This is a genomic window from Mycobacterium yunnanensis, from assembly GCF_025823185.1.
Lineage (GTDB): Bacteria > Actinomycetota > Actinomycetes > Mycobacteriales > Mycobacteriaceae > Mycobacterium > Mycobacterium yunnanensis.
This window is the reverse complement of sequence record NZ_JACKVK010000001.1, coordinates 218,158-236,767: the sequence shown is the minus strand read 5'-3', so window position 1 is coordinate 236,767 and position 18,610 is coordinate 218,158. Positions and strand designations below refer to the sequence as shown.

The 18,610-nt window shown below is 70.0% G+C and carries 23 protein-coding genes and 1 riboswitch; of the genes, 12 read left to right on the top strand and 11 right to left on the bottom strand.

The features are described 5' to 3' along the window. Positions 1-3: 3 nt before the first annotated feature. Positions 4-1,032 carry an AurF N-oxygenase family protein gene (locus H7K45_RS01240; RefSeq protein ID WP_263993881.1) on the bottom strand — a complete coding sequence of 343 codons (1,029 nt, stop codon included), beginning with the start codon at positions 1,030-1,032 and terminating at the stop codon, positions 4-6. Between the two features lie 208 nt (positions 1,033-1,240). Between H7K45_RS01240 and serC the strand changes: the two genes are divergently transcribed. Both serC and sepH read left to right on the top strand, forming a co-directional pair. Then, complete coding sequence (serC, locus tag H7K45_RS01235) at positions 1,241-2,347, top strand: phosphoserine transaminase (protein ID WP_263993880.1); 1,107 nt, start codon at positions 1,241-1,243, stop codon at positions 2,345-2,347. A gap of 78 nt (positions 2,348-2,425) precedes the next feature. Beyond that, complete coding sequence (gene sepH / locus H7K45_RS01230) at positions 2,426-3,217, top strand: septation protein SepH (RefSeq protein ID WP_263993879.1); 792 nt, start codon at positions 2,426-2,428, stop codon at positions 3,215-3,217. A gap of 16 nt (positions 3,218-3,233) precedes the next feature. Here sepH and H7K45_RS01225 read toward each other — a convergent pair whose 3' ends face one another. The 3 genes from H7K45_RS01225 to H7K45_RS01215 are packed head-to-tail and all read right to left on the bottom strand — an operon-like array spanning position 3,234 to position 4,767. Next, on the bottom strand, positions 3,234-3,518 hold the full coding sequence (locus H7K45_RS01225; protein ID WP_263993878.1) for a DUF2537 domain-containing protein: 285 nt from the start codon (positions 3,516-3,518) through the stop codon (positions 3,234-3,236). Next, on the bottom strand, positions 3,515-4,336 hold the full coding sequence (locus H7K45_RS01220; protein WP_263993876.1) for a TrmH family RNA methyltransferase: 822 nt from the start codon (positions 4,334-4,336) through the stop codon (positions 3,515-3,517). The genes H7K45_RS01225 and H7K45_RS01220 overlap by 4 nt, the downstream gene beginning before the upstream one ends. Next, a complete protein-coding gene (locus H7K45_RS01215; protein WP_263993875.1) occupies positions 4,333-4,767 on the bottom strand; it encodes an Rv0880 family HTH-type transcriptional regulator in 435 nt (144 codons plus the stop codon). Before H7K45_RS01215 ends, H7K45_RS01220 begins: the two co-directional genes overlap by 4 nt. A gap of 63 nt (positions 4,768-4,830) precedes the next feature. Between H7K45_RS01215 and H7K45_RS01210 the strand changes: the two genes are divergently transcribed. Both H7K45_RS01210 and H7K45_RS01205 read left to right on the top strand, forming a co-directional pair. Continuing rightward, positions 4,831-5,091 carry a DUF2530 domain-containing protein gene (locus H7K45_RS01210; RefSeq protein ID WP_263993874.1) on the top strand — a complete coding sequence of 87 codons (261 nt, stop codon included), beginning with the start codon at positions 4,831-4,833 and terminating at the stop codon, positions 5,089-5,091. A gap of 18 nt (positions 5,092-5,109) precedes the next feature. Next, on the top strand, positions 5,110-5,562 hold the full coding sequence (locus H7K45_RS01205) for an SRPBCC family protein (protein WP_263993873.1): 453 nt from the start codon (positions 5,110-5,112) through the stop codon (positions 5,560-5,562). Here the strand turns inward: H7K45_RS01205 and H7K45_RS01200 are convergent. Next, on the bottom strand, positions 5,559-6,392 hold the full coding sequence (locus tag H7K45_RS01200) for a DUF3027 domain-containing protein (protein ID WP_263993872.1): 834 nt from the start codon (positions 6,390-6,392) through the stop codon (positions 5,559-5,561). The two genes, H7K45_RS01205 and H7K45_RS01200, sit on opposite strands and share 4 nt — an antisense overlap. A 161-nt stretch (positions 6,393-6,553) precedes the next feature. Here H7K45_RS01200 and H7K45_RS01195 point away from each other — a divergent pair, with 161 nt between their 5' ends. Continuing rightward, positions 6,554-8,092 carry an MFS transporter gene (locus H7K45_RS01195; RefSeq protein WP_263994234.1) on the top strand — a complete coding sequence of 513 codons (1,539 nt, stop codon included), beginning with the start codon at positions 6,554-6,556 and terminating at the stop codon, positions 8,090-8,092. Further along, complete coding sequence (locus tag H7K45_RS01190) at positions 8,089-8,577, top strand: DUF2771 domain-containing protein (protein WP_263993871.1); 489 nt, start codon at positions 8,089-8,091, stop codon at positions 8,575-8,577. Before H7K45_RS01195 ends, H7K45_RS01190 begins: the two co-directional genes overlap by 4 nt. Here the strand turns inward: H7K45_RS01190 and H7K45_RS01185 are convergent. After that, positions 8,574-9,578: a glutathione S-transferase family protein gene (locus H7K45_RS01185; RefSeq protein WP_263994233.1), complete on the bottom strand. Its 1,005-nt coding sequence runs from the start codon at positions 9,576-9,578 to the stop codon at positions 8,574-8,576. The genes H7K45_RS01190 and H7K45_RS01185 overlap by 4 nt on opposite strands. 121 nt (positions 9,579-9,699) lie before the next feature. Here H7K45_RS01185 and H7K45_RS01180 point away from each other — a divergent pair, with 121 nt between their 5' ends. Then, positions 9,700-10,584 carry an endonuclease domain-containing protein gene (locus tag H7K45_RS01180; protein ID WP_263994232.1) on the top strand — a complete coding sequence of 295 codons (885 nt, stop codon included), beginning with the start codon at positions 9,700-9,702 and terminating at the stop codon, positions 10,582-10,584. Between the two features lie 36 nt (positions 10,585-10,620). Here the strand turns inward: H7K45_RS01180 and H7K45_RS01175 are convergent, their stop codons facing one another. Then, positions 10,621-11,031, bottom strand: a complete 411-nt coding sequence (locus H7K45_RS01175) for a cold-shock protein (protein ID WP_263993870.1) — start codon at positions 11,029-11,031, stop codon at positions 10,621-10,623. 150 nt (positions 11,032-11,181) lie between these two features. On the opposite strand from H7K45_RS01175, the gene H7K45_RS01170 reads away from it, so the two are divergent. The 4 genes from H7K45_RS01170 to H7K45_RS01155 all read left to right on the top strand — a co-directional run bounded on the left by H7K45_RS01170 (position 11,182) and on the right by H7K45_RS01155 (position 14,682). Then, positions 11,182-11,571: a YccF domain-containing protein gene (locus H7K45_RS01170; RefSeq protein WP_263993868.1), complete on the top strand. Its 390-nt coding sequence runs from the start codon at positions 11,182-11,184 to the stop codon at positions 11,569-11,571. Continuing rightward, positions 11,568-12,629 (top strand): GTP 3',8-cyclase MoaA, encoded by a 1,062-nt coding sequence (moaA, locus tag H7K45_RS01165; RefSeq protein WP_263993866.1) that lies wholly within the window; start codon positions 11,568-11,570, stop codon positions 12,627-12,629. Before H7K45_RS01170 ends, moaA begins: the two co-directional genes overlap by 4 nt. A gap of 1 nt (position 12,630) precedes the next feature. Then, complete coding sequence (locus H7K45_RS01160) at positions 12,631-12,879, top strand: MoaD/ThiS family protein (RefSeq protein WP_263993865.1); 249 nt, start codon at positions 12,631-12,633, stop codon at positions 12,877-12,879. Positions 12,880-13,124: 245 nt separating this feature from the next. After that, positions 13,125-13,311, top strand: a riboswitch (cyclic di-AMP (ydaO/yuaA leader). Positions 13,312-13,320: 9 nt separating this feature from the next. Continuing rightward, positions 13,321-14,682: a transglycosylase family protein gene (locus tag H7K45_RS01155; RefSeq protein WP_263993864.1), complete on the top strand. Its 1,362-nt coding sequence runs from the start codon at positions 13,321-13,323 to the stop codon at positions 14,680-14,682. 18 nt (positions 14,683-14,700) lie between these two features. Here H7K45_RS01155 and H7K45_RS01150 read toward each other — a convergent pair whose 3' ends face one another. The 4 genes from H7K45_RS01150 to H7K45_RS01135 are packed head-to-tail and all read right to left on the bottom strand — an operon-like array spanning position 14,701 to position 16,275. Beyond that, positions 14,701-15,129 carry a molybdenum cofactor biosynthesis protein MoaE gene (locus tag H7K45_RS01150; RefSeq protein WP_263993863.1) on the bottom strand — a complete coding sequence of 143 codons (429 nt, stop codon included), beginning with the start codon at positions 15,127-15,129 and terminating at the stop codon, positions 14,701-14,703. Further along, on the bottom strand, positions 15,126-15,605 hold the full coding sequence (locus H7K45_RS01145; RefSeq protein ID WP_263993862.1) for a MogA/MoaB family molybdenum cofactor biosynthesis protein: 480 nt from the start codon (positions 15,603-15,605) through the stop codon (positions 15,126-15,128). The genes H7K45_RS01150 and H7K45_RS01145 overlap by 4 nt, the downstream gene beginning before the upstream one ends. Beyond that, on the bottom strand, positions 15,602-16,081 hold the full coding sequence (gene moaC / locus H7K45_RS01140) for a cyclic pyranopterin monophosphate synthase MoaC (protein WP_263993861.1): 480 nt from the start codon (positions 16,079-16,081) through the stop codon (positions 15,602-15,604). The genes H7K45_RS01145 and moaC overlap by 4 nt, the downstream gene beginning before the upstream one ends. 2 nt (positions 16,082-16,083) lie before the next feature. Beyond that, positions 16,084-16,275 carry a hypothetical protein gene (locus H7K45_RS01135; protein ID WP_263993859.1) on the bottom strand — a complete coding sequence of 64 codons (192 nt, stop codon included), beginning with the start codon at positions 16,273-16,275 and terminating at the stop codon, positions 16,084-16,086. Positions 16,276-16,339: 64 nt separating this feature from the next. On the opposite strand from H7K45_RS01135, the gene H7K45_RS01130 reads away from it, so the two are divergent. Next, entirely contained in the window at positions 16,340-18,595 is a 2,256-nt protein-coding gene (locus H7K45_RS01130) for a helicase-associated domain-containing protein (RefSeq protein WP_263993858.1), read from the top strand. The last annotated feature ends 15 nt before the right edge of the window (positions 18,596-18,610 follow it).

The following is an 18,610-nucleotide window of genomic DNA, read 5'->3' as shown; positions in this document are numbered from 1 at the left end:
CGGCTACGCGACGGAGACCAGGTGCTGACGCTGCGGCTCGCTGCGGTAGCGGCTGGCGCCGCCGTTGATGCGGCAGATCCGCCAGATCAGCTTGGCAAGCGGGTTCATCAGGCCGGTCTCGGTGCACAGCATCCGGACGTCACCGAACATGTCGCGCAGCATCTTTCGCGATTCGGGAGACTTGAAGAAGATCTCCTTGCGGACCGAACGCGGGATGTCGAATTCGTTCCAGAACGCGCGCGGCGGCACGATGATCGCCGAGCAGAGCACCCGCATGACCACGGGCACGTACAGCGAGAGCCAGAAGCGCTTGGCGCGGGACAGGTTGGGCACCCGCTTGTGAAGGTACTCGTGCGCGAACGAGATGTGCCGGGCCTCCTCGGCCACGTGGATCGCCATCACCCGCTCCATGATCGGATGCAGCGCCTTGCCCTCCCGCAGCACGTTCTTCTGGGTGTGGTCGATGGGCTCCTCGCCGGCGAGGATGCCGAACCAGAACGGAATCGGCATGGGGCCTGCGACCAGCGGGATGAACGGTTGCACCCACTTGAGCATCGTCGGCATGCCGGGAACGTCGGCGCCGATGCGGTTCACCATCTCCTGGAACATCAGGGTGTGGTTGCACTCCTCGACCGCCTCGTGCAGGCAGTAGCGGTACTCCGGTGAGTTGTTGGGCGTCCAGAACGCGTACTCCATCAGACCGCGAATGAGGATGGACTCGAAGTGCAGTCCGACCTTCGCGACGTTGGCCTGGCGCCACATGCCGATCTCGATCTGACGATCCTTGGGCTGCGACCGGTACCAGGCATGCTTGCCGATCGGGTCGGTCGCCGGCAGGATCCAGCGCTCGTCGCCCGGGGTGACGGCAAATTCCGGGGAGTCCCAGTCGATGTCGGTGAAGGGGTTGAAATTGCGGCGCACGGACCCCTCGGAAAGAGTGCGCAGCGTCTCCGTATAAGCGGTGTCGTCGAGAACGTCCATGTTCTTGCGCCACCGGCGGATGATGCGTGTGCGAGCGGTCTTGGTAGCCATTCGATGCCTCCCGTGAGGTTTACATTCGTCATCCCTGTGTCCAAGACGGTACCGGAGGTCCCACGAAATCAACAGGGCGTTCTCCTGAGTGTGCGCTGAACGGGTTACCCACGTCACATGTGACGCAGGTCTCGTCGACGGGTGGCCATCACGGGCCCGCGGCTCCTGGCGAACCACGCCGACGGGGTGCTCACTAGGCTGGTCTGCCATGGCCGACCTCGTGATACCCGCCGACCTCAAGCCCAAGGACGGACGCTTCGGCTCCGGACCGTCGAAGGTGCGGCCCGAGCAACTGCAGGCGTTGACCGCCGCCAGCCACCTCTTCGGCACCTCCCACCGCCAGGCGCCGGTCAAGGACCTCGTCGGCCGGGTGCGCGACGGCGTCAAACAGCTGTTCTCGGTGCCCGAGGGCTACGAGGTCATCCTCGGCAACGGCGGGTCGACGGCGTTCTGGGACGCCGCCGCGTTCGGCCTGATCGACGAGCGCTCGCTGCACCTGACGTTCGGCGAATTCAGCGCCAAGTTCGCCTCCGCCGTCGCGGCCAATCCCTTCGTAGGCGACCCCATCGTCGTCAAGGCGGACCCGGGCAGCGCGCCCGAGCCGCAGTCCGACCCCAGCGTCGACGTCGTCGCCTGGGCGCACAACGAGACCTCGACCGGGGTGGCGGTGCCGGTCGGCCGCCCCGCGGGCGACGCGCTCGTCGTCATCGACGCCACCTCGGCCGCCGGCGGTCTGCCAGTCGACGTCGCCGACACCGACGCCTACTACTTCGCCCCGCAGAAGAACTTCGCCTCCGACGGCGGTCTCTGGCTGGCGATCATGAGCCCCGCCGCACTGGCGCGCGTCGAGAAGATCGCGGCGTCCGGCCGCTGGGTGCCCGACTTCCTGTCGCTGCCCATCGCGGTCGACAACAGCCTCAAGAACCAGACCTACAACACCCCGGCGATCGGCACCTTGGTGCTGATGGCCGACCAGCTCGACTGGCTCAACGGCAACGGCGGCCTGGACTGGGCCGTGGCCCGCACCGCCGACTCCTCGGGTCGGCTGTACGCGTGGGCCGAGGCCACCGCCTACACCACGCCCTTCGTCACGGACCCCGCCTTGCGCTCGCAGGTCGTCGGCACGGTCGACTTCACCGACGAGGTCGACGCCGCCGCCGTCGCCAAGGTGCTGCGCGCCAACGGCGTCGTCGACACCGAGCCCTACCGCAAACTGGGCCGCAACCAGCTCCGCGTCGCGATGTTCCCCGCCGTCGACCCCGACGACGTGAGCGCCCTGACCGCGTGCGTCGACTGGGTCGTCGAGCACCTCTGATCGGGTCGAGCGTGTCACCGCGGTTACGGGGCGATAACGAAGTAGGGTGACCGCTTGAGCTGCCCTAGGAGGTCGCACGTGCGAGAACTAAAGGTCGTCGGACTCGACTTCAACGACGGTCGGGGTGGCACACGCATCGTCTGCGAGACGGCCGAGGGCACCGAGAAGTTCGTCCTGCGCCCGGACGACCGCCTTCGCGCCGCGTTGAGCGGTGACGCCCTGCCCGCCCAAGCCGATTCCGAGGTACCGCACGTGTTGAGCCCCAAGGAGATTCAGTCCAGGATTCGCGCGGGCGCCTCGGTCGAGCAGGTGGCAGGCGCGGCCGGTGACGACGTCGCCCGGGTCGAACGCTTTGCCCACCCGGTGCTCCTCGAGCGTTCCCGCGCTGCCGAACTCGCGACCGCGGCTCATCCCGTCCTCGCCGACGGCCCGGCCGTGCTGACACTGCTGGAGACCATCACCACCGCGCTGGTCGCCCGCGGGCTCGACCCCGACGCCACCGCGTGGGACGCCTGGCGCAACGAGGACGGCCGCTGGACCGTTCAACTGACGTGGAAGGCCGGGCGTTCGGAGAACGTCGCCCACTTCCGGTTCACCCCCGGCTCGCACGGCGGCACCGCCACCGCGTTCGACGACGCGGCGGCCGAACTGATCGATCCGCACTACGACCGCCCGCCGCTGCGCTCGGTGGCACCGGTGCCGACGCTGGACCTTTCGCTGCCCGAGCCCACGCCTGCGCCCGAACCCGCACCCGCGCCGTCTCAGGAGCCCGCGAAGGCAGCGGCGAAGCCCCGCACGCGCAAGCGCCGCCCGGAGGTTCCGGGCTGGGAAGACGTCCTGCTGGGCGTCCGGTCGGCCAACCAGCCCTGATCCCGGCGCTCGTCGGTTAGGCGACCACGGCCTTGATCGCCATGCCGAGCAGCACCAGCCAGCCGACGACGACACCGACGGCGCTGCCGAGAACGAACCACCGCCACACCGGCCGCCGTCGCCAACCCCAGACCGTCGGAGCCAGCCCACCGACGGCGACCAGGTTCAATCCCACCGCGAGGATCGGCTGCACCCGCACGAGCCCCAGACTCAGGACGACGATCGCCCCCGCCGTCACCGCCGCCACGAACGCCGCCACGGTGAGGCCGGTCCCCCACGGCGTCGTCGCATCCTCGGTCATGGGGCGAGCCTAGCCCGCTCGTAGAAGGCCATCGCCGCAGCCGTGGCCACGTTGAGGGAGTCCGTTCCCCGGGCCATCGGGATGCGTACCCGCACGTCGCTGGCCCGCATCGTCCGCTCGTGAAGACCGGGCCCCTCGGCACCCACCAGGATGGCCACCTTCGCGTCCTCGAGCGTCGGCATCGCCTCGGCCAACGTCTGGGCCGATGGATTCGGCGTCATGGCAAGTACGCGGAAACCGTTGTCGCGCAGCGTGTCCAGCTCGCGGGGCCAGTCAACGGACCACGCGTAGGACACCAGCAGCGCGTGACCCATCGACACCCGCACGGCGCGCCGGTACAGCGGGTCGGCGCACCCGAGACCGAACACCACCGCGTCCACGCCGAGCCCGGCGGCGTTGCGGAACACCGAACCGAGGTTCTCGTGGTCGTTGACGCCCTCGAGCACCGCGATGGTTCGCGCCCCCTCGAGCACCTGGGGTATGGACAGCTCCGGCGGACGCGGCGCCGCCGCCAACACCCCGCGGTTGAGGTGAAAGCCCACCACCTCGGCCATCACCTCGGCGGTGGCGAGGTAGAACGGGGCGTCGGACACCGCCAGGTCGTCGGCCAGCTCGGCCAACCTCCGCGCGGTGCCAAGGAACGCCCGCGGGACGAAGCGCGAGGCCAGCATGCGCTGCACCACCAGCACGCCCTCGGCGATGACCAGACCCTTGCCGCTGGGCAGATCGGGTCGGCGGTCGATGCTGTTCAGATCGCGGAAGTCGTCGAGACGGGAGTCGGCGGGATCGTCGACCGGCACGACGTTCGGCTCGCTCAAGCGCCGCCGTCGTCCACGATCGCCAGCATCAGGTCGGCCGCGGCCAGAAGGGTCTGGCGCTCGGCGGGCTGCAGTTCGTCGAGCCGCTGCTGCAACCATTCCTGGCTGGCGCGGCGCTCGACGTCGAGCAGCTCTCGACCCGCCGCCGACGCCGACACCAACACCTGGCGCCCGTCGTCGGGGTGGGCGACGCGGTCGACGAAACCGAGCTCGGCCAGCGAGGCGATGACCCGCGTCATCGACGGCGGCCGCACCCTCTCGCGGATGGCCAGCGCACCCGGGGTGATCGGTCCCTCCTTGGCGAGCGTCGACAAGGCGGAAAGCTGGGACAGCGACACTGGGGAATCCGGGCGGCGGAAGCGCAGCTGACGGGCCAACCGCAGCACGGCCAGCCCCAGGTCACTGGCCAAACGGGCTTCGGGGTCGGTCACGACGCAAAGAGTACCGACACCGGACGGGCGGATCGGCCGGGTTGGTCGGCTAGGTTCTCCTGGATGGACGCCACGCCGCCCGAACCCCAGCCGGCCCCTCCGCCGCTGCCCGAGGCCCTCCTCCGCCCGTGGCCCGTCATCTACGTGATCGCGACCGGATGGCTGGTCGCGGCCGTGTTGGCCTTCACCGTGCCCGGTCTGCACGACTGGCGCCCGGTAACCGTCGCCGGTCTCGGGGTGGGCGTGTTGGGCACGTCGATCTTCCTGTGGCAACGTAGCGCCGTCCGACGCGGCGCCCGCGGAGCGCAACGCGGACTCGACTGAATTGCCGGAGGCACACCCATGGCGCAACCCCTGCTTCGAGCCCAGGTCGACATCGACGCACCACCGGCGAAGGTCTGGGCGCTCGTGTCCGATCTGCGACTGATGCCGCAGTGGAGCCCGCAGTGCAGGTTGATGAAGCAGTTCGGACCGCTGCGCCCCGGCACCAGAACCGTCAACCTCAACCGGCGCAACTTCCTGTTCTGGCCGACCACCAGCCGCATCACCGAGGTCGTCTCGGAGCGCAAGCTGGCGTTCCGGGTCAACGAGAACAACACCGTCTGGAGCTTCGAACTGGAGCCTACGGCCACCGGCACCCGGCTGACCGAGACGCGGCATGCCGAGAACGGCGTCAAGCCGGTGTCGAACGTGATGGTCAACGTCGCCCTTGGCGGCGTTCCGAGCTTCGAAGGCGAACTGGTCGACGGGATGAACGAATCCCTGAGCCGCATCAAGGCGGCGGCGGAGCGTTAGCCCTCGACGGGCTCGGCCTCGGCGACCGGCTGGGTCAGGTCGATGACGCCATCGTCGAACGGCTCGAACAACGGCGACCCGATCGTCGCCGGCTGCGGGGTGTCGGAGTGTGCGCCGCAGCCGTACTCGCTCGCGACGACGTGGCCGTCGGCGGACATCTCGTTGGCGCACACGCCGAACAAGGTGCCCAGCGAGCCGGTCAGCGGCAGGTAGTAGGCGCAGTCGCGGCAGACCTTGCGGGTGGCCCGCGCCATGGGCGAGTCGGGCCCGTAGTCGCCCTCGTTCCAGCGCTCGGCGGCCTCGATGCGGCCCCACTGGCTGAGCACCTGCCGTCGGCCGAACCCAACCTCGGCGGCCAGTTCGTCGAGTTCCTCGTCGCCCGAGGACGCGTAGCCCGGCACCAGCCGCGGATCGTCGGCCGGGGTGGCCAGCAGATCACCCGGGCTCAGATCACCCGGTTGGATGCGTTCCTGCCACGGCACCCACTGCGGTGCCAGCAGCGCCGTCGGGCCGGGCACCAACACGACCTCGCTGATGGTGGCGTGATCGGCGCCCGGGGACGCGGCGACCACGACGGCCCACTGCCAGCCCTGGTAACCGGGCATCGCGGCCAGGAATCGGTGCGTGGCAGCGTTCGAGTCCTCTAGCGCGCCGCCCAGATACTCGCCGACCAGACCCTCGGCCGCGTCACCGCCCTCGAACTCGACGATCGCCGAGCGGGCGGCGTCGACCGCGCCCATCAGCACGGCGGTGAGTTCCGCCGTCGGCTCCGGCCGTTCGGTCTCGAGGTCATCGGCGGCCTGCTCGGCCGGGTCGATCATGCTGTCCATCACCACCAATACTGCCTGACGACCCCGGAGCAAAGCCACACCGGCTGCCCTGCGGGCGGTGTCTCCCGCCATGGGGAACAATCAGAGACGTGGATGACTCGCGAGACCCCCGCTACCATCCGCCGCGTCCACCCGGCGGTCATCGCGGTGAGCATCCCGGCATGGCGAACTACCCGAGCAGCCCGTCCACCCCTCGCCAGTCGAGCGCCAACCGGTGGCTGCCACCCATCGAGGACAGCCACCGCGCGCACCACTACGACGACGAGCCCGGTCTCGGCCCGACGGCAGACCGTCCGCGCGGGGCCGCCGGGCGCGGCCGCGAAATGGGCTCCAAGATGTACGGCCTGTTCCAGAAGGCCGCCACCGCCGACGGTGCCGACAAATCGGGACTGACGGCTCTCACCTACCCGGTGATGGCCAACTTCGCCGCCGACTCCGCCATGGCGGTGGCACTGGCCAACACGCTCTTCTTCGCCGCCGCCTCCGGGGAGAGCAAGAGCAAGGTCGCGCTGTACCTGCTCATCACCATCGCGCCGTTCGCGGTCATCGCACCGCTCATCGGTCCGGCAATCGACCGGTTGCAGCATGGCCGCCGCGTCGCACTCGCCGCGTCGTTCGCGATCCGCACCGCGTTGGCGGTCCTGCTCATCGCCAACTACGACCCCGCCACCGGCAGCTTCCCGCCGTGGGTGCTCTACCCGTGTGCGCTCGGAATGATGGTGCTCTCCAAGTCCTTCAGCGTGCTGCGCAGTGCCGTCACCCCTCGCGTGCTGCCACCCAGCATCGACCTCGTCCGGGTCAATTCGCGTCTGACGATGTTCGGCCTGCTCGGCGGCACCATCGCCGGTGGCGCCGCCGCCGCGGGGGTGGAGTACCTCTTCGGCCTGTTCCGGCTGCCCGGCGCGCTGTACGTCTGCGTCGCGGTGACCGTGGTGGGCGCGGCGCTGTCGATGCGCATTCCGAAGTGGGTCGAGGTGACGGAGGGCGAGGTCCCGACCACGCTGAGCTACCACGGCCCCACCGAGCAGTTCGACCGGATGCCCCCCGTCACCGGCAAGACCCGACAACCGTTGGGCCGCAACATCATCACCTCACTGTGGGGTAACTGCACCATCAAGGTGATGGTCGGCTTCCTGTTCCTCTACCCCGCCTTCGTCGCCAAGTCCCACGACGCCAGCGGCTGGGAGCAACTGCGCATCCTCGGCCTCATCGGTGCCGCCGCAGGCATCGGCAACTTCGTCGGAAACTTCACCGCCGCACGGCTTCAGCTCGGCAACCCCTCCCGCCTGGTGGTCCGGGCGGCGACCGCGGTGACGGTCATGGCGCTGGCGACGGCGGTACTGGGCAACCTCTACGTCGCGGCGCTGGCCACGTTGGTCACCTCGGGCGCGAGCGCCATCGCCAAGGCCTCGCTGGACGCCTCGCTGCAGGACGACCTGCCCGAACAGTCCCGCGCGTCGGCGTTCGGCCGATCGGAGTCGCTGCTGCAGCTGGCCTGGGTGGCCGGCGGTGCCATGGGCGTCCTCATCTACACCGATCTGTGGGTCGGGTTCACTGCGATCACCGCGCTGCTGATTCTGGGACTCGCCCAGACCTTGGTGAGCAACGGCGGCGACTCGCTGATCCCCGGGCTCGGCGGCAACCGCCCGGTGTTCGCCGAGCAGGAGAGTCGTGGCACGGCGTCGGCGGTGCGCGAATGAAGCGCGTCGCGATCGTGCTCGCCTGCGTCACGCTGGTGGCGTCGGTCCTCACCGGCGCCCTGGTGTGGCAGCTCAGCCGCAACCCGCCACCGAAGCATCCCGAGATCAGCGCCTACACCCGCGAACAGCTCGTGCGGGTGGGCCCGTACCGCTACTGCGACGTCTTCGTCATCACCCAGTGCGACGTCCCCAAGACGGTCGGCACGCTGAAGGTGAGCTACCGCAACCCGATTCAGCTGTCGGTGCCGCCGGCCATCGCCCGCGCCCCCTGGGTGCTCATCCGGGCCTACGACGGCGGCGACGAGCCCGTCGTCTCGGAGTTCCGCCCCGACAGCACCCTCGCGGTGACCATCCCGACGGTCGACGCCCGGCGCGGCCGGCTGACCGGGTTCGCGGTCCAGCTGCCCACCCTCGTGCGCGACGAGCAGAACAACGAGTTCCCGTGGCCGCACGCCGAGTGGTCGATCGCGACGATCTGGCCCTAGCCGACCCCGTGCCCGGCGGGCACCCGTTCGCCCTCGCGCGTCTCCCCCGGCGGTGTCCCGTCGCCGAACGGCCGGCCGCCGAGTTCCTCGCGGCCGTGCGGGGTCGACCAGTTGGTCAGGTCGGGTCCCTTGGGCACCACCTTGGTCGGGTTGATGTCCTCGTGCACCACGTAGTAGTGCTTCTTGATCTGGACGAAGTCGACGGTGTCGCCGAAACCGGGGGTCTGGAACAGGTCCCGCGCGTAGGCCCACAGCACGGGCATCTCGGTGAGCTTCTGCCGGTTGCACTTGAAGTGCCCGTGGTAGACGGGGTCGAATCGGACCAGGGTGGTGAACAGCCGCACGTCGGCCTCGGTGATGGTGTCCCCAACCAGGAAGCGTTGCGTGGCAAGCCGTTCGGAGAGCCAATCGAGCGCGGTGAACAAGCGGTCGTAGGCCTTCTCGTAGGCGTCCTGCGAGCCGGCGAACCCGCAGCGGTACACCCCGTTGTTGACCTCGGTGTAGATGCGCTGTGCCACCTCGTCAATCTCGGCTCGCAGCGCTTCGGGGTACAGCGCAGGCGCACCGGGGCGGTGGTACTCGGTCCACTGCGTCGACAGGTCCAGCGTCATCTGCGGGAAGTCGTTGGTGACCACCTGACCGGACGGAACGTCGACGATCGCAGGCACCGTGATGCCCTTCTCGTAATCGGGGAACCTGGCCAGGTAGGCGTCCCGTAGGCGTGGGATCTTCAGTACGGGGTCGACGCCCCCGGGGTCCAGGTCGAAGGTCCAACTGCGCTCGTCGTGTGTGGGCCCGCAAAAGCCAATGGAGAGAACGTCTTCCAAGCCCAGAAGTCGTCTGACGATGATCGCGCGGTTGGCCCACGGGCACGCGCGGGCCACCACCAACCGGTAGCGACCCGGCTCCACCGGATACCCGTCGCGGCCGTCGGCGGTGATGCGGGTTTCGATGTACTTGGTGTCGCGGTTGAAGTCGCCCTCGGGGTTGACGTAGGTCACGGACACCAGTGTTCCCCACCGAGCGTGAAGTAAAGCGCGGGATCCAGGCGGGGACCCGCGAATGACTTCACTCTCGCTGGCGCAAACGGAACCCCCGGACATTCGCAGCCGTCGAATGGTCATGCGACCGTTCGTGGGCACCGAGGCACTGGCGGCCGGAACGGTGAACCGCTATCAACTGGCGACGCGCTACACCTCCATGCACCGCAACGTGTACATGCCGAGAGACGTGGAGCCGACGGCCAACGATCGCGCCGTCGCGGCGTGGTTGTGGTCCGGACGCCAGGCGACGGCTGCAGGTCTGTCCGCCGCAGCACTGCACGGCTGCAAGTGGATCGACCCCCGGCTACCCGCCGAACTCATCCACACCAGTCGCCATCGCACGACGGGCATCGTGCTGCATAGCGATCGCCTGGCTGACGACGAATTCTGCCGCCTCAGGAGCATCGGCGTGACCACGCCGGCACGAACGGCCTTCGACCTGGGGAGGAAGCCGGGCCTGACCGAGGCCGTGATCCGGATCGATGCACTCGTTCAGGCCACCGGCCTCAAGCCGGCCGACATGGCGCTGCTCGCCGATCGACATGCCGGCGCACGCGGAATCCGTCAACTGCGACGTGCGATGGCCCTCGCCGACGACGGCGCCGAATCCCCGCAGGAAACCCGCACCCGACTGGTCCTCACCGCAGCCGGCCTGCGCCCGACGCACACCCAGATCGAGGTCTTCGACCCATTCGGATCGTTCGTCGGGCGACTCGACATGGGCTGGCGCCAATACTTGGTCGGTGTCGAATACGACGGCATCCAGCACTGGACGGACCCAGCACAGAGGACTCGCGATGTGGACCGCGTCGCCGAGCTGGAGGCTTTGGGCTGGCGCATCGTGCGCGTCAGCTCCGACATGCTTCGCCGCCGCCCCCACGTCGTCGTCGATCGCACCCTCGCCGCGTTACGCGTGGCTGGTTTTCATCCACCGAGCGTGAAGACGATTGCGAATTCTCGATGATTCATCGGACAGAACATCACACTCGACAATACGACGTCAGGCGTCGAGCTCCTGGGCGACGGCTTTGACCACCTCGGAGATGCGGCGCGCGGTCTTGCGGTCGGGATACTTGCCCTTGCGCAGCTCGGGCTGAACCGATCCCTCGAGCAGGGTGATCATGTCCTCGACCATGCCGTGCAGCTCGTCGGGGGTGTGCTTGTGCTCGGGAGCGGACGTCTCGCGGCGGGCGCGCGCCACGCTGGGGGGCGGTTCGACGACCTTGAGGCTCAGCGCTTGCGGGCCACGGCGTCCGGCGGCGATGCCGAACTCGACCTTCTGGCCTGCCTTGAGCTCCTGCACGCCAGCCGGGAGTGCGGAGGAGCCCACGTAGACGTCCTCGCCCTCCTCTTGGGACACGAAGCCGAAGCCCTTCTCGGCGCTGTACCACTTCACCTTGCCGGTCGGCACTGGTCTCACCCGCTCGCTTCGCAATGAACGCGTCCCACTCGTGCGGGACGCGAATGCCATGATCCTACAAGGAGGCGACCTGCGACCGTTACCGCTCGACCCCCGGTTGGCCCCCTGTCGGTAGGCTGAGGGTCACCGCCGGAGGGGAACATGCGCCTAATACTGAACGTCGTCTGGTTGATCTTCGGCGGCCTGTGGCTCGCGCTCGGGTACTTCCTCGCCGGCATTCTGTGCTTCATCCTCATCGTCACGATCCCGTTCGGCTTCGCCGCGTTCCGCATCGGCGTCTACGCACTGTGGCCCTTCGGCCAGACCGTCGTCGACAAGCCCGGGGCGGGCGCCGGCGCCATGATCGGCAACGTGATCTGGGTCGTGCTCTGCGGTATCTGGCTGGCGATCGGCCACGTCGTCACCGCGATCGCGATGGCGGTGACGATCATCGGCATTCCGTTGGCACTGGCCAACCTCAAGCTCATCCCGGTGTCGCTGTTCCCCCTCGGCAAGGAGATCGTGCCGACCAACCAGGGCGTCTTCGCGTGACGGTGACACCACTGGGCGTGCCCGCGGTGCGATCGGCAGCGCGCTCCACGGCCGACGTTCCCACGTCCGGCCCGCTGCTCGACACGTTCGGCCGGGCCGCCACCGACCTACGGGTGTCGCTGACCGACCGGTGCAATCTGCGCTGTACCTACTGCATGCCCGCCGAGGGCCTCGACTGGATGCCCGGCGACGACCTCCTGCGGCCCGACGAACTGGCCCGCCTCCTGGGCATCGCCGTCACCCGCCTTGGCATCACCAACGTGCGGTTCACCGGTGGTGAGCCACTGCTGTCGCGCAATCTCGAGGGAGCGATAGCGGCGGCGACCTCGCTGCGCCCGCGCCCCAAGACAGCGGTCACCACCAACGGCATCGGGCTGGTCCGTCGCGCGGCCGCCCTCAAGGCCGCCGGTCTGGACCGGGTGAACGTCTCACTCGACACCGTCAACCCCGAGCACTTCGCCCGCATCACCCGCCGGGACCGCCTCGACGACGTGCTGGCGGGCCTGGCCGCGGCCGCCGACGCCGGGTTGGCGCCGGTGAAGGTCAACGCCGTGCTGGACCCGGTCACCGGGCTTGGTGACGCCGTCGCGCTCCTCCGGTTCTGCCTGGACCACGGGTATCAGCTGCGCATCATCGAGCAAATGCCGCTGGACGCGGGGCATCAGTGGCAGCGCGACAAGACGATCGACGCCGACCTGATCCTGTCGACGCTGCGACGCGAGTTCGACCTGGTGCCCGACGACGCTCCGCGCGGCTCCGCGCCCGCGCAGCTGTGGCGGGTCGACGGCGGCGCGGGCACGGTCGGCGTGATCGCGTCGGTCTCGGACGCGTTCTGCGGCGCGTGCGACCGGACTCGGCTCACCGCCGACGGTCAGGTCCGCAGCTGTCTGTTCTCCCGCGAGGAGACCGATCTGCGGCTGCTGATGCGCCGCGGCGCCGACGACGACGCCCTCGAGGCCGCCTGGCGCGCCGCGATGTGGGCCAAGCCGGCCGGCCACGGCATCAACGAACCCGGCTTCCAGCAGCCCGAGCGTCCGATGAGCGCCATCGGCGGTTGAGATGAACGTGAACGTGCGCTACTTCGCCGCGGCGAGGGCCGCCGCGGAGATTGACGGCGAGACGGTGACGCTCGCCCCCGACGCCACGGTGGCCGACCTCGTGGCCGCTCTTCGGACGCGCGGCGACAAGCTGTCGACGGTGCTCGACCGCTGCTCGTTCCTGTGCGACGAAATCGCCGTCCGGGACATGACCAAGACGCTCGAAACAAATCAGACCGTCGATGTCTTACCGCCCTTCGCGGGCGGATAAGAGTGATTTGCATCACATAACGGAATGATCACAAAGTGTCACACGTGCAGTTCACCGCGGAGTTTCCCTGCGTAAACACGACGCCGTACTGCCGTTTTAAGGTTCTCACAATATTTGCTGGGGCATGAAACACCGCGACCACCCGGACGTGCTCATCGCGGGTGTACCCGTTACCGTCCTATTCCAAGCCATTCGACCCCAATCGTGGCCCGCCATGCCCAGTAACGCCGAGCTCCATCCGCCGGGCATGGTCAAGACCTACCTCAGGGATGGAGGCGGGGGACCCACCGGTCCACCGATAGACAAGGACTCGGAATCCCGTGCACCAGCGCGAGATTCCTTGGGGTGAAGCCGAGGCCGCGAGGCCGAGGCCGGGCAACCTCTCCAGCCCGAACCCGACAGCTGACCTCGTAGGCGTGGACGAGAGGACTTTCTACACCCATGAGTGGACGGCATCGCAAGACCCCCAGCTCGGCCGTGAACGTCGCGAAGATCGCCTTCACCGGCGCCGTGCTCGGTACGGGCGGCCTCGCCCTCGCCGGTCACGCCAGCGCCGCGACCGACGGAGAATGGGACCGAGTCGCCGGTTGTGAGTCCGGCGGAAACTGGGCCATCAACACCGGCAACGGTTACCAGGGCGGACTCCAGTTCTCCCCGAGCACCTGGGCCGGCCACGGTGGCACCGAGTACGCCCCCGCCGCCTACCTCGCGTCCAAGGACGAGCAGATCGCCGTCGCCGAGCGCGTGCTGGCAGGCCAGGGCCGCGGCGCATGGCCCGTGTGCGGTACCGGACTCTCCAGCGCCACCCCGCGCAACGTGGTCGCCGACGCCGCCCCGCTGGACAATCCCGATCTCGGTGGAGCCGTCCCCCCGGCCGACGCCGCACCGCTGGACGCCCCCCTGCCTCCCCCTCCCCCGGTCGACGAGCTCCCGCCGCCGCCCGCGCCGGACCAGGCCGTCCCACTGGACGCCCCGCTGCCCCCGCCGCCTCCCGTCGACGAGCTCCCGCCGCCGCCCGCGCCGGACCAGGCCGTTCCCCTGGACGCCCCCCTGCCCCCGGTCGACCAGCTCCCCCCGGCGCCCGCGCCGGACCAGGCCGTGACCGTCGCGTTCGACACCCCGGCACCGCCCGCACCCGCCGACGACGCACCGCCGCCCCCGCCGGTCGACGCCGCACCGCTCGACGCACCGATGCCTCCCCCGCTTCCGCCGGGCCTCGGCCCCCTGAAGCTCGACCAGGCCGTCCCCGCCGTCACCGTCGCCAACTGGGACGTCGCCCCCGAGGGTGCTGCTCCCGCGTCCGAGCCGCAGGCGTGGGCCCTGCACGGTGCCCCGCTGCCTCAGGACCCGGTGCTGCCGGTTCCCGCGCCGCTGCCGCCCGCGCCCGACGCCGGCGCACCCGTGACCGATGCTCCCGTGCCCGGCGCAGCCGATGCGCTGGCCGCCCCGGCCCCCGATCCAGAGGTGCTGCCCCCCAACGGCATTCCGCACCTCGCTAGCCCGGACGCACCGCCGCCCGGGTCGACGATGGATCCCAACGCCGCCGGCCCCGTCGACAGCCCGAACACCAGCTACCTCAAGGACCTCTGGCAAGCAGTCCAGAACCACGAGATCAGTGGCAAGGAAGCCCTCATCGTCGGTCTGTCGCAGCGCGGCATGAACACGCCGATTCCGGCGCAGGCCCCGGGCCCGAACGTGCCCACCGGCCCGGCACCGGCTCCGGCCGATCCGGCGGCACCGGCCCCCGCGCCGGCTCCCGGTGACCCGGCCCTGCTTCTGCCGGCCCCCGCACCCGCCAACTAGGCCCAGATCCTCCGGGGGCTAGGCCGAGCCCACCCATTCGTCGGTTCCGTCGACGAACAACTGGTGCTTCCACACGGGTAGCCGCGCCTTGACGGTGTCGACCAGCAGCGCGCACGTCTCGAACGCGGCCTTGCGGTGGTCGGCCGAGACGGCGGCGACCAGTGCCGCGTCGCCGATGTCGAGGATGCCCACGCGGTGGCTCACGGCGATGGCCCGTACGCCCTGACACGTCTCGGCGATCTCCGCGGCCACCTCCGCCAACGTCTGCTGGGCAGTCGGGTGCGAGGAGTACTCCAGGCGGGTGACCGACCGGCCGCCGTCGTGATCGCGGACCGCGCCAACGAAGCCGACGACGGCCCCCGCCGCGCGGTGCACCACCAACGCTTCGTGCTCGGCGAGATCGATCGCCCGGTCGCTCAGTTCGGCCCGCAGCACGATCGCGCTCATGGGGTGTGGTCTCCTCCGCCGAGTTGGTCGAGGGCGTGCTCGAGCACGTCGGCAAGCACCCCGAGTCCGTCCTTCACACCGCCGGGGGATCCTGGCAGGTTGACGATGAGCGTGCCGTCGCGCACCCCGCAGACGCCGCGGGACAGTACCGAGGTCGGCACGTGCGGCAGCCCCGACCGCCGGATCGCGTCGGCGAGGCCGGGGATCTGGAAGTCGACGACGGCGGCCGTCGCGTCTGCGGTGCCGTCGGTCGGCGAGATGCCGGTACCGCCGGAGGTCAGGATCAGGTCGACCTTCTCACCGAGGGCGTTCCACAGCGCACGGCTGACGGCCAGCCCGTCGGCCACCACCTGCGGAGGGGTCACGTGGTAGCCGCGGGCGCCAAGCCACTCCACGATTACCGGGCCGGTGCGGTCCTCGTAGACCCCGTTGGCCGCACGCGTGGACGCGATGATCACCCGTGCCGACCGCGTCACGTGTGGCGCTCCCAGCTTTTCGTCTTGCCGCCGTCCTTGCGCACGACCGCGATGCCGTCGATCGTCGCCGCCGGGTCGACCGCCTTGAGCATGTCGTAGAGCGTGAGCGCCGCGACGCTGACGGCGGTCAGCGCCTCCATCTCCACGCCGGTGCGGTCCGTGGTCCGCACGGTGGCGGTGATGGTGACTTCGGTCGTGCCGATCTCGAAGTCGACGTCGACGCCCGTCAGCGCCAGCTGGTGACACAGCGGAATGAGGTCGCTGGTGCGCTTCGCGGCGAGGATGCCGGCGATGCGGGCGGTCGCAAGGGCGTCGCCCTTGGGCAACCCCCCCGTGGCGATGAGTTCGACGACGTCGGCACGTGTCCGCAGGACACCGGTGGCGACCGCCGTGCGCTTGGTCGCGTCCTTTGCGGTCACGTCGACCATGTGGGCCGCGCCCGAGTCGTCCAGGTGCGACAGTCGACCAGACGTCACGTCTACTTGTTGATGACGGTGACCGGGTGGGTGTACGGCAGATCCTCCACCGGCAGCGGGAACGTCAGCTCGCCGAAGGGCGACAGTGCGCCGGTGCGATCGGCGGCGAGCTCGCTGACGGGGTGATCGCCGTCGGCGCTCACGGGCCAGCCGTTGTCGACGTAGTGGTTCTTCTGCGGTTTCTTGTCGGCCACGCCTTACATTGTGGCAGGCCGGGCGGGTGCTGGCGAGACCGGCGCTGGCCTACGCTGGTAAGCAATGTCCGAATCAGCTCCCGTCGTGCCGTTGGGCACCTGGCTGGCCGAGCTGACCGACGATCAGCTCGTCCGCCTGTTCGAGCTGCGCCCGGACCTCGCGCAACCGCCACCGGGGTCGATCGCCGCCCTGGCGGCCAGAGCGCAGGCCAGGCAATCGGTGAAGGCCGCGACCGACGGCCTGGACTTCTTGGCGCTGGCGACGCTCGACGCGTTGCTCGTCCTGCACGCCGACGGCGGGGGCGTGCCGCTGACCGAGCTGACGAAGCTTCTTGGCGACCGCGCTGGCTCCGGCGACCTCGCCGCCGCACTGGACGCGCTGCGCGAGCGTGCCCTGACGTGGGGTGAGGACGCCGTGCGGGTGGCGCCGGAAGCGGCTGCCGGCCTGCCGTGGCATCCCGGTCAGGTCACCCTGGAGGCCGACGGTTTGGACGCCACGCGCGTCGCCGAGCTGGTCGAGGGCGTCGACGGTCCGCAGCGCGACCTGCTCGAACGTCTCGTCGACGGGTCGCCGATCGGGCGCACCAGGGACGCGGCCACCGGCACCCCCGCCGACCGACCGGTGCAGCGCCTGCTGGCCGCCGGGCTGCTGCGGCGCGTCGACGAGGACACCGTGATCTTGCCGCGCGTCGTCGGGCAGGTGATGCGCGGTGAGGCGCCCGGTCCCGTCGGGCTGACTCTGCCCGATCCAGCCACGACGACGACGTCGAAGGCCGACGTCGACGCGGCCGCCGCCGGCTCCGCGATGGACCTGCTTCGCGAGGTCGACGTGGTTCTTGAGGCGTTGTCGGCCACGCCGATTCCCGAACTGCGCAGCGGCGGGCTCGGGGTGCGCGAGCTCAAGCGTCTTGGCAAGGCGACCGGAATCGACGACGACCGCCTCGGCCTCATCCTCGAGGTGGCCTCGGCGGCCGGCCTGATCGCGGCGGGCATCCCCGAGCCGGACCCGCTCGACGGCGCCGGTCCCTACTGGGCCCCGACCCTGGCCGCCGACCGCTTCGTCGAGTCCTCCAACGCGGTGCGCTGGCATCTGGTCGCCTCGGCGTGGTTGGACCTTCCCGCCCGTCCCGGTCTCGTCGGTGAACGCGGCCCCGACGGGAAACCCTATGCGGTGCTGTCGGATTCGCTCTACTCGACGGCGGCGCCCTTGGACCGCCGGCTGCTGCTGACCACGCTGGCCGACCTGCCCGTCGGCACGGGCGTCGACGCCGCGGGTGCGAGCGCCGCGATGACGTGGCGCCGGCCGCGATGGGCGGCCCGCCTTCAGGTCAAGCCGGTGGCCGACCTGCTCGCCGAGGCCCATGCCGTTGGCGCGCTCGGCCGGGGGGCGATCGCCACCCCGAGCCGCGGCCTGCTCACCGCCGAGCCCGAGGACGTCGTCGTCGCGGCGATGGACAAGGTGTTGCCAGCACCGATCGACCACTTCCTGCTGCAGGCCGACCTGACCGTGGTGGTGCCCGGACCGCTCGATCGTGGCCTGGCCGAACAGCTTTCGATGGTGGCCACCGTCGAGTCGGCTGGCGCGGCGATGGTGTACCGCATCAGCGAGCAGTCCGTACGGCGGGCACTGGACACCGGGATGAGCGCCAGCGAGTTGCACGGGTTGTTCGCCCGGCACTCGAGAACCCCTGTGCCGCAAGGCTTGACGTACCTGATCGACGACGTGGCACGCCGCCACGGCCAGCTGAGGGTCGGCATGGCGGCGTCGTTCGTGCGGTGCGAGGACCCCGCGCTGCTGACGCAGGCCATCTCGGCGCCGGCGATGGAGAAACTGGACGTGCGGGCCTTGGCCCCGACCGTGGCCGTGTCGATGTCGCCCATCAACGAACTGCTCGCGGCACTGCGATCCGCGGGTTTCGCGCCTGCCGCAGAGGACTCGTCGGGCACAATCGTGGACGTGAAGTCCCGGGGTGCTCGGGTTCCGACGCCGGGCCGACGCCGCGGGTACCGACCGCCCCAGGGGCCGACCGCCCAGACCCTTGGCGCCATCGTGGCCGTACTGCGCAAGGTGACGGGCTCCCCCGCCGACGGCAGCCGCCTGGACCCGGCCGAGGCGATGGCGCAACTGCACGGCGCGGCCCACCGTCAGGAGTCGGTGGTGATCGGCTACGTCGACCCGGCGGGCGTGGCCACCCAGCGCGTCGTGGCGCCGATCAACGTGCGTGGCGGTCAGCTGACCGCGTATGACCCGGCCGCCGGACGGGTGCGTGACTTCGCCATTCACCGCGTCACCTCGGTGGTGTCGGCGGAGCAGGGATAATGGGAGGGATGGAGT